Source organism: Streptomyces sp. NPDC058464 (genome assembly GCF_042721035.1).
GTDB lineage: Bacteria > Actinomycetota > Actinomycetes > Streptomycetales > Streptomycetaceae > Streptomyces.
In genome coordinates this window covers 3,636-12,827 of sequence record NZ_JBHXMA010000097.1, presented here as the reverse complement: position 1 = coordinate 12,827, position 9,192 = coordinate 3,636, and the positions used below count along the sequence as shown (strand labels likewise).

10 protein-coding genes are annotated in these 9,192 nt (G+C 73.1%); 4 read left to right on the top strand and 6 right to left on the bottom strand.

The window, feature by feature from the left end:
- Positions 1–121 precede the first annotated feature (121 nt).
- Both ACFWPQ_RS51335 and ACFWPQ_RS51330 read right to left on the bottom strand, forming a co-directional pair.
- The gene (locus ACFWPQ_RS51335) at positions 122–937 is read right to left on the bottom strand and encodes a VOC family protein (RefSeq protein WP_384052013.1); all 816 of its coding nucleotides are present in this window, start codon (positions 935–937) and stop codon (positions 122–124) included.
- Positions 938–1,095: 158 nt separating this feature from the next.
- Complete coding sequence (locus ACFWPQ_RS51330) at positions 1,096–1,887, bottom strand: SigB/SigF/SigG family RNA polymerase sigma factor (RefSeq protein ID WP_384052011.1); 792 nt, start codon at positions 1,885–1,887, stop codon at positions 1,096–1,098.
- A gap of 180 nt (positions 1,888–2,067) precedes the next feature.
- Between ACFWPQ_RS51330 and ACFWPQ_RS51325 the strand changes: the two genes are divergently transcribed.
- The 4 genes from ACFWPQ_RS51325 (at position 2,068) to ACFWPQ_RS51310 (ending at position 4,890) form a co-directional block, all read left to right on the top strand.
- Positions 2,068–2,523, top strand: a complete 456-nt coding sequence (locus ACFWPQ_RS51325; protein WP_384052009.1) for a MarR family winged helix-turn-helix transcriptional regulator — start codon at positions 2,068–2,070, stop codon at positions 2,521–2,523.
- Positions 2,520–3,347 (top strand): ABC transporter ATP-binding protein, encoded by an 828-nt coding sequence (locus tag ACFWPQ_RS51320; protein ID WP_384052007.1) that lies wholly within the window; start codon positions 2,520–2,522, stop codon positions 3,345–3,347. The genes ACFWPQ_RS51325 and ACFWPQ_RS51320 overlap by 4 nt, the downstream gene beginning before the upstream one ends.
- A complete protein-coding gene (locus tag ACFWPQ_RS51315) occupies positions 3,307–4,161 on the top strand; it encodes an ABC transporter permease (protein WP_384052005.1) in 855 nt (284 codons plus the stop codon). The genes ACFWPQ_RS51320 and ACFWPQ_RS51315 overlap by 41 nt, the downstream gene beginning before the upstream one ends.
- Before the next feature lie 198 nt (positions 4,162–4,359).
- On the top strand, positions 4,360–4,890 hold the full coding sequence (locus ACFWPQ_RS51310; protein WP_384052003.1) for a hypothetical protein: 531 nt from the start codon (positions 4,360–4,362) through the stop codon (positions 4,888–4,890).
- A gap of 135 nt (positions 4,891–5,025) precedes the next feature.
- On the opposite strand, the gene hemC is transcribed toward ACFWPQ_RS51310, so the two are convergent.
- The 4 genes from hemC to ACFWPQ_RS51290 form a co-directional block, all read right to left on the bottom strand.
- Complete coding sequence (gene hemC, locus ACFWPQ_RS51305) at positions 5,026–5,961, bottom strand: hydroxymethylbilane synthase (protein WP_384052001.1); 936 nt, start codon at positions 5,959–5,961, stop codon at positions 5,026–5,028.
- A gap of 102 nt (positions 5,962–6,063) precedes the next feature.
- Positions 6,064–7,047: an ATP-dependent DNA ligase gene (locus ACFWPQ_RS51300; protein ID WP_384051999.1), complete on the bottom strand. Its 984-nt coding sequence runs from the start codon at positions 7,045–7,047 to the stop codon at positions 6,064–6,066.
- Positions 7,048–7,113: 66 nt separating this feature from the next.
- Positions 7,114–7,800: a response regulator gene (locus ACFWPQ_RS51295; protein ID WP_384051997.1), complete on the bottom strand. Its 687-nt coding sequence runs from the start codon at positions 7,798–7,800 to the stop codon at positions 7,114–7,116.
- Positions 7,797–9,020, bottom strand: coding sequence for a sensor histidine kinase (locus ACFWPQ_RS51290; RefSeq protein ID WP_384051996.1), 1,224 nt, complete (start codon positions 9,018–9,020; stop codon positions 7,797–7,799). The genes ACFWPQ_RS51295 and ACFWPQ_RS51290 overlap by 4 nt, the downstream gene beginning before the upstream one ends.
- Positions 9,021–9,192 lie beyond the last annotated feature (172 nt).

The following is a 9,192-nucleotide window of genomic DNA, read 5'->3' as shown; positions in this document are numbered from 1 at the left end:
GCGCAGTTCCCCGCGCCCCTGAAAGAATGGGACGCTGCAGTGCGCCCCTTCAGGGGCGCGGGGAACTGCGCGACCGGCCACGACGTACCCGCACCCGACCACCACGGCCCCCCGGCAACGGCTAGCGCGCCCCCCGTGCCGTCGTCACCGTGAACTGTGCGCCGTCCGGATCCCGCAGGATCGCCTCGGTCTCCCCCTCGCTCAGCACGCTGCCACCGTGTTTCTCGGCGATCCGGGCGCAGCCCGCCACGTCGCCGACCGCGAAGTGGATCTGCCAGTGCGGCCGTACCGACGGGTCGGGAGCCGCCTCCACCGCCCCCGAGTCGATGCGGGCCACCGCATCGCCGCGGCTGCGCAGCACGACCTCGCCGCCCTCGTACTCGACCTCGCAGCAGCCCGGCTTGTCCGAGGCCCAGCCGAGGACCTCGCCGTAGAAGATCGCCGAGTCGAAGGCGTTGCGGGTGTGCAGGCGGATGAAGGTCGGGGCGGCCTGGCGCCAGGTCTCCCAGTTGGAGACCAGTTCCCCCTCCCAGATACCGAAGACGGCGCCGTCCCGGTCGGCGATCAGCGCCGCCCGGCCGGGCGGGAAGGACAACGGCCCCACCGCGGGGGTGCCGCCGCGCTCCCGGGCCCGGGCCACCGCCTCGTCCGCGTCGGGCACCGCGAAGTACGGCGTCCAGGCCACCGCCATCTGCCACATCGCGGCGACCGCGGCGATGCCCGCCACCGGCACCCCGTCCGCCAGCGCGATCCGGAAGTGGTCGCCGAGCCTGACACTGCGCCATCGCCAGCCCAGCACGGCACTGTAGAAGTCCTCGGTCGCCTGCAGGTCGCGGCTGGTCAGGCTCACCCAGCACGGGGCACCGAAGACCGAGTGCGTGGAGATCACCGTTCGCTTCTTCTGCACGGGTCGAGGGGGAGGCGTGTCGTCGTTCATGGCACTCGCGTCCTGGTGTCGGGGCCGGCTGGGGGACCGGTCTGCCACCAGTCTCCAACCGGAAGCGGCGGGAACGCCTGCCGAGTACCCCGGTGGCGCGGCGGGAAGAGGCCGACCGGCCGATCCGGGGCCCGGACGCGGCGCCCGTCCCGCGAGGCTCAGCCGGCCTCGGCCAGCAGCTCCTCGCGCAGCCGGTCGAAACAGGCGCTGAGCAGCCGGGACACATGCATCTGCGAGATACCCAGCTGCTCGGCGATCCGGCTCTGCGTCATACCGCGGAAGAACCGCAGATAGAGGATGAGCCGGTCGCGCTCGGGCAGCCCCTGGAGGCAGGGTTCCGCGGCGGTGCGGTCGACGATCAGGTCGTAGCCGGGGTCCGGATCGCCCAGGGTGTCGCCGAGTACGCAGCCGTCGCCGCCGGGCACCTCGGCGTCCAGCGACAGTGCCGAGAAGCACTCCAGGGCCTCCATGCCGGTCCGCACCTCGCTCTCGGTGAGCTGGGCCCGCGCGGCGATCTCGGTGACGGTGGGCGGGTGCCCAGGGGCCGTCTGGCCCAGCTCCTTGAGGGCGCCCCGGACCCGGTTGCGCAGCTCCTGGACCCGGCGCGGCACGTGCAGGGTCCACATGTGGTCCCGGAAGTGGCGCTTGATCTCGCCGGTGATCGTCGGCACGGCGTAGGCCTCGAAGGCCCGGCCGCGCGCCGGGTCGTAGTGGTCGACGGCCTTGACCAGCCCCAGCGCGGCGACCTGGCAGAGATCCTCCTGGGTCTCCCCGCGGCCGCGGAACCGCACGGCGATCCGCTCGGCCATGGGCAGCCACAGCTCGACCAGCTCGTCCCGGAGCGCCCGGCGTTCCGGGCCCTCGGGCAGCCCGGCCAGTCGGACGAAGTCCTGGGCCGTGTCCGGGGCGTCGTCGTGCGGATGGGACTTGGGTTTGCAGGTGGTACGCATGGCACGCACCTCCCTCAGCACTGAACTGCCGATGCCCCTGGTGGCGTATAGCAAAACAATTCGTCCAAAAAGGTGAGATAGCTCTCATTTCTTTACGGGTCCGTGCCGGTCTTCTCTTCGGCTCCTCCCTTGACCCTCCCTTGGAGGAGATATCTCTGTAGCAGAGGTAATCTTCGAGGTGTGGAATCGGAGACCTTTCCGGAAGAACTCGCCGACGCGCTGGTCGGCATCCAGCGGCTGATCCGCCGCCGGCTGCGGCGCGGGCTCACCAGGCCGCGGCTGCGCGGCGCCGAGGTGGAGCTGCTGCGGCTGGTCGAGTCCCGCCCCGGGATCGGCATCTCGGACGCCGCCAAGGAGCTGTACCTGGCGGGCAACTCCGTGTCGACCCTGGTCAACCAGCTGGTCAAGGACGGCTACCTGCTCCGGGAGACCGATCCCGCCGACCGGCGGGCCGCCCGCCTGCTGCTGACCGAACACGCCGAGAAGCGACTCGCCGACTGGCACCGTCGCCGGGCGGAACTCGTCGCCGGCCATGTCGCCCGGCTGGACGAGGCGGACCGGGAGGCGCTGCGGGCGGCGCTTCCCGCGTTGCGCCGGCTCGCCGACACCCTGCACGAGGAGGCCGGGGATTCATGACAACCGACACCACCGCAGTCGCCTGCACCGGTCTCTCCTACTCCTTCGGAGAGACCAAGGCCGTCGACGGACTCGACCTGAGCGTCGGAGAGGGAGAGGTATTCGGCCTGCTGGGCCCCAACGGCGCCGGCAAGACCACCGCCATCCGCTGCATCACCACCCTGCTGCCCGTCCCCGCCGGGATGGTCCGCGTCTTCGGCCACGACACCGGCAAGGACCGGATGGCCGTGCGCCGGCTGCTCGGCTACGTCCCGCAGCAACTGTCCGCCGACAGCGGGCTCACCGGCCGCGAGAACGTCGAGCTGTTCGCCCGCGTCTTCGACGTCCCCCGGCGCGAGCGGGCCGCGAGGGTCGCCGAGGCGCTGGAGGTCGTCGACCTCGCCGACGCCGCCGACCGGCTCGCCGGCACCTACTCCGGCGGCATGGTCCGTCGGCTCGAACTGGCCCAGGCGCTGGTCAGCGCGCCCCGGCTGCTGATCCTCGACGAGCCGACCATCGGCCTCGACCCGATCGCCCGCACCGGCGTGTGGGACCAGATCAACGCCGTACGGGCAGCCACCGGCATGACCGTCCTGGTCACCACCCACTACATGGACGAGGCCGACCAGCACTGCGACCGGGTCGGGCTGATGCACCGCGGCCGCATCCGCGCCCTCGGCACGCCGGACGAGCTCCGGCGCGGCCTCGCCGAACGCCAGGGCACCGACGCCCTGCCCACCCTCGAAGACGTCTTCCGCGACGTGGCCGGCAGCGGCCTCGACGACCAGTCAGGAGGTTTCCGCGATGTCCGAAGCACCCGCCGCACCGCGAACCGTGTCGGCTGAGCGCACGGGCACGGCGTCCCTGCTGCTGACCCCGCCGCAGCCGCGCGCCGGCTGGCGGCTGCTGCCCGCCCGGGTCGTCGCCATGTGCGCCGTGGAGCTGCAGAAGCTCCGCCACGACCGCACCGAGCTCTACACCCGCGCCATCCAGCCCGCCCTCTGGCTGCTGATCTTCGGCCAGACCTTCACCCGGATCCGGGCGATACCCACCGGCGGCATCCCCTACATCGACTACCTGGCGCCCGGCATCATCGCCCAGTCCGCCATGTTCATCGCCATCTTCTACGGCATCCAGATCATCTGGGAACGCGACGCCGGCATCCTCAACAAGCTCCTCGTCACCCCCACCCCCCGCTCGGCCCTCATCACCGGCAAGGCCTTCGCGGCCGGCGTGAAGTCCCTGATCCAGGCCGTCGTGGTGATCGTCATCGCCGCGATCCTCGGCGTCTCCCTCACCTGGAACCCGCTGAAGCTCCTCGGGGTCGGGCTCGCCGTCGTCCTCGCCTCGGCGTTCTTCTCCTGCCTGTCGATGAGCATCGCCGGCATCGTCCTCAGCCGCGACCGGCTGATGGGCATCGGGCAGGCGATCACCATGCCGCTGTTCTTCGGCTCCAACGCCCTCTACCCCCTGGCGATCATGCCGGGCTGGCTCCAGGTGGTCAGCAGGATCAACCCGCTGAGCTACCAGGTCGACGCCCTGCGCGGCCTGCTGCTCGGCACGCCCGCCCACCTCGGCCTCGACTTCGGCGTGCTGGCGGTCGCCGCCGCCCTCGGGATCACCGCGGCCTCCTCGCTGCTCGGCCGCCTGGCCCGCTGAGCCGGCCGCGGCCGGGACGCGCGTCGACGTGATGTGCGGCACGCGCCCGCTACCCGCCCCGGACCCCCGGGGCGGGATAACCGCTGCGCAACGCTTGATCAGCGATCAAAGCGGGCGAACCCGCTGGCCACAGCGCATTCCGCTCATTTGACAGTGCGCTGAGCACACAGATAAACAGCGTGGGTCGAGAGGGGCACTGTGTACGAGCCGAACGTGGTCGGGGACTGGCATGAGTACGACGAGCATGCCGGTCTGCGGGTCCGCGTCCACCGCCTGGAGGAGTCCGAGCCGCCCCGCGGCCGCGACGACGCCGCGGCCGGGCTGACGTACTTCAGTGCCCGGGTGACCATCGAGAACCGCGGTTCCCGTCACTTCAGCGTGCAGCTGGAGGACGGCCAGATCGACGTCCGGGTCGGCCCCGACGGCGAGGGCGCGTTCATCGACTGGCGCAACTCCCAGTTCATCGAGGGCTTCGACGTCTACCCGCTGCGCCGCGCCACCGCCGTCCTCTACGCCGCCGGCCCGGAGGCCGCCCTGACCCAGGTGGACATCCAGGTCCACCTGCGGGTCGACGAGGAGTGGACGGAACGCCGGCTGTGGGCGGGCGGCATCGGCGTACTGGAGTCGACCACCGCCGCGGCCTGCCAGGCCTCCGGCCCGGGCAGCCTGTCCCACCAGGTGACCGCTTTCCTCAAGGACCAGACGGAGCCGGGCCCGACTACTCCCTGAGCTCCCTGAGCGACAACGCGCCCCCGAAGGGGCGCGGGGCTGTATGGAATATGCGGCTACCGCCGCGTGGGCGCGACCAGCCACGACGGCGCCGCAGCCGAACAACGACACACCCCGGCGCCACCAGCGGAGCGACTAGTGGGGGATGCCGTCGATGATCTCCCGTGCCCCCTGCCGCAGCAGCGCCACGGCGACCGACGTGCCGAGCGTCGCCGGGTCGAGGCGCCCCGCCCACTCGTGGGCGTTCAGCCGGGTCTTGCCGTCCGGGGTGAACACGCAGGCGCGCAGCGAGAGTTCACCGCCGCCGTCGACCCGGGCGTAACCGGCGATCGGGCTGTTGCAGTGGCCCTGGAGCACATGCAGGAACATCCGCTCGGTGGTGGCCTCCCGGTAGGTGTCCGGGTCGCCCAGCTCGCTCACCACGTCGATCAGCTCGGAGTCGCCCTCCCGGCACTGCAGCGCGAGGATGCCCGCGCCGATCGGCGGCATCATCGCCTCCGGGTCCAGCACTTCGCTGATCACGTCCGTACGGCCGATCCGCTCCAGACCCGCCAGCGCCAGCAGCAGCGCGTCCGCGTCCCCGGCGGCGAGCTTCTCCAGCCGGCGGTTGGCGTTGCCCCGGAACGGCACGCACTCCAGATGCGGGTGGGTGGCCGCCAGCTGGGCGACCCGGCGGACCGAGGAGGTGCCGATCCGGGTGCCCGGCGGCAGCTGGTCCAGGGTGAGCCCGCCCGGGTGGACGAGGGCGTCACGGACGTCGTCCCGCTTCAGGAACGCGGCGAACGTCGTCCCGGCGGGCAGCGGCCGGTCGGCCGGGATGTCCTTCACGCAGTGCACGGCGAGATCAGCCTCACCGGCGAGGAGTGCCGCGTCCACCTCCTTGGTGAACGCCCCCTTCCCCTCGACCTGGGCGAGGTCGCCCAGCCACTTGTCGCCGGTGGTCTTCACCGGCACGACCTCGGTGCGCACCTGCGGGTGGAGGGCGGCCAACTCGGCGCGGACGCGGGCCACTTGGGCGAGGGCCATCGGCGAGTCGCGGGAGACGATACGGATCAACTCGGGTACCGACATGGGAGACACCATAGACCTTCCCGTCAACCGCTGATTCCGACATCCTGTCGGCCGCCCCGCCGCCCCGCCGCCCCGCCGCCCCGCCGCCCCGCCGCCCCGCCGTCAGTCCGCCTCCTCGGGCAGGTCCGCCGCCGACTCCTCCGGTGCGAGGTCAGGGCGCAGCCGCAGCCAGGACGGCTGGCGCAGCAGCCCGGCCCGGGTCCGGGTGCTGTACCCGACCTCTCCGACCAGCCGGGGCAGCACCCAGCGGGCGCCCGGGACCGCCGGGACCGGGTCGAAGGGGCACGCGTCGGTGCCGGCGGCCCGCAGCAGCGCGGCCAGTTCGGTCCGTTCCGCCGCACTCCAGCCGGTGCCCACCCCGCCGACGTACCGCAGCCGCCCGTCGGCGGACCGCTGGCCGACCAGCACCGCACCCGGCAGCCCGGCCAGGCTGCCCCTGCCCGGCAGCCAGCCGCCGACGATCACGTCCTCGGCGTGCAGGTTCCGGATCTTGATCCAGGCGCGGGACCGCACCCCCGGCTCGTAGCGCGAGTCGAGCCGTTTGCAGACCAGGCCCTCGAGACCGTGCTCCCGGGTCGCCCCCAGCGCCTCGGCGCCGTGCCCGACGACGGCCCTCGGCGTCGACCAGTACGGCCCCTCCAGGCCCAGGGACTCCAGTCGTGCCCGCCGGTCCGCGTACGCCGTCGTGAGCAGCGGGTCCGCCAGGAACAGCACGTCGAACAGCACCAGATGGACCGGCACCCGGGCCGCCATCCGGGCCGCCCGGGCCGGGGCGTGGGCCAGGCCCATCCGGCTCTGCAGCAACTGGAAGTCGGCGCGGCCGTGTTCGTCGACGGCCAGCACCTCGCCGTCCAGGATCGCCGGGGTCCGGCCCAGCGCCCCGGCCAGCGGCCGCAGTTCGGGATAGGCGGCGGTGATCTCCTCGCCGGAGCGGGCGCGCAGCACCATGCTGCCGTCGCCGGGCAGGTAGACGACCGCCCGCTGGCCGTCCTGCTTGGTCTCGTAGGCCCACCGGGTGTCCTGCGCGGCGGGCGGCAGGCTGCCGGGCGTGGCGAGCATGGGCGGGATCACGGGGAGGGCGGTCATGCAGGAGATGTGAACCGGCAACGGCCGCCGCACGCCCCTTCCGGCGCCGGTTCCCCCGAACAGGTCTCAGGCGTCCGGCGCCGGCGGCGGGGGCTGCACCAGCCCCGACTGGTAGGCCATCACCACCAGTTGGGCCCGGTCCCGGGCGTCCAGCTTGGTCATCGCCCGGTGGATGTGGGTGCGCACGGTCAGCGGGGAGACGAACAGCTTCCCGGCGATCTCCTCGTTGGAGCGGCCCTCGGCCGCCAGCGCCATGACCTCCCGCTCGCGCGCGGTGAGCACCCGCAGCTGCTCGGGCACGGCGAGCCGGGCGCCGGGCGCGGGCGTGGCCAGGAACCTGGTGATGAGGGTGCGGGTCGCGGTGGGGGAGAGCAGCGACTCGCCGGCGGCCACCGTGCGGATCCCGGCCAGCAGCGCCTCGGCGGTCACGTCCTTGCCGAGGAAGCCGCTGGCCCCGGACCGCAGCGCCTGTGCCACGTACGCGTCGACCTCGAAGGTGGTCAGGATCAGCACCCGTACACCGGACAGCTCCGGGTCCGCGCAGACGGCGGCCGTGGCGGCGAGCCCGTCGGTGCCGGGCATCCGGATGTCCATCAGCACGATGTCCGGCCGGAGCTCGCGGGTGCGCGCGACCGCCTCGGCGCCGTCGGCGGCCTCCGCGACCACCTCCATGTCGGCGCAGGAGTCGATCAGGATCCGGAAGGTGGCCCGCAGCAGGGCCTGGTCGTCGGCGAGCAGCACGCGGATGGTCATGGCGTTCCCTGTTCTTCCGGTTCCGTGTGTTCCTCCGGTTCCATGACGCCGGGGTACAGCGGCAGCCGCGTGGTGACCTCGTAGCCGCCGCCGTCCCGGTGCCCGGCGGCGAACGCGCCGCCGACCGACTGGGCCCGCTCGCGCATCCCGATCAGCCCGAAACCCTGCCCGGGGGCGGCCGGGGCGGAGGCGGTGCCGTTGTCGGTGACGGTGAGGGTCAGCCGGTCCCGGGACCAGCCGATCCGGACGTACGCGGCCTCGGCCGAGGCGTGTTTGGTGACGTTGGTCAGCGCCTCCTGCACGATCCTGTACGCCGTCAGGTCCACGCCCGCCGTCAGCGGCCGAGGCGTGCCCTCGACGCTGACGTGCACGGTGAGCCCGGCGGACTCGCAGGCTTCGGTCAGCTCCGGCAGCCGGGCGAGCCCGGGGCTCGGCGCGAGCGGCGGATCCGGGTCGCCGGTCTGCCGCAGCAGCCCCACGGTGGCCTTCAGCTCCCGCAGCGCGGAGGCCGTCGTACCGGCGAGGTCCCCGAGGATCCGGTGCACCTGGTCGGGATGGGTGCGCGAGAGGTGGGCCGCCGTCCCCGCCTGGGCGTTGGCCAGCGCCAGGTGGTGGGCCACCACGTCGTGCAGCTCCCGCGCGATCCGCATCCGCTCCTCCGCGACCCGGTGCCGGGCCTCCTCCTCCCGGTTCCGCTCCGCGAACTCGGCCCGCGCCTGCACCGCTTCGAGATAGGCGCTCTGCAGCCGTACGGCATTGCCGGTGACGACCGGCAGCAGCAGCCAGGCGGCCGGACTGATCGTCTCCAGCGGCCAGGGGATGCCCGAGGGGGCGAAGACCATGGCGGCGGTCACCACCAGGGCGACGCTCGCGAAGTAGTACCGGCGCGCGGTGGGCCGGTCGGTGTCCACCGCCAGCCGGTACAGCGCCAGCATCAGCCCGCCCAGCAGCAGCGGGGTGGGCAGATGGCCGAGGCCGGCGGCCGCCGCGGTGGCCGCCGCGCCGACGGCGACGACCGTGCGCGGCCGGGTGCGCTGCCAGAGCAGGGCACCGCAGCCGACGGCGGCGAGGGCGATGGTGAGCCCGGCCGCGTGCGGCTGGTCGCCGGCGCTCATGGTGATCTCGCTGCCGAACAGGAACGAGGCGAACAGCAGCACGGCCGCCATGGTGTCGACGGTACGGGCGTGTTCGTCGGCGTAGCGCTGCCAGGGGGTGCTCATCGGTCGCTCCGGTCGGTCTCCTGTGACCATGGTCCGTGATACGGCGGGCCGCTCGCGTCGGAATGGGCCGCTCGCGTCGGAATGGGCCGCTCGCGTCGGGACGGGTCGCTCGCGTCGGGGCGGGGCGCCCCCCGCAGGCACGGCCCCTCCCCACGCGGTTCTCCCACCCCGT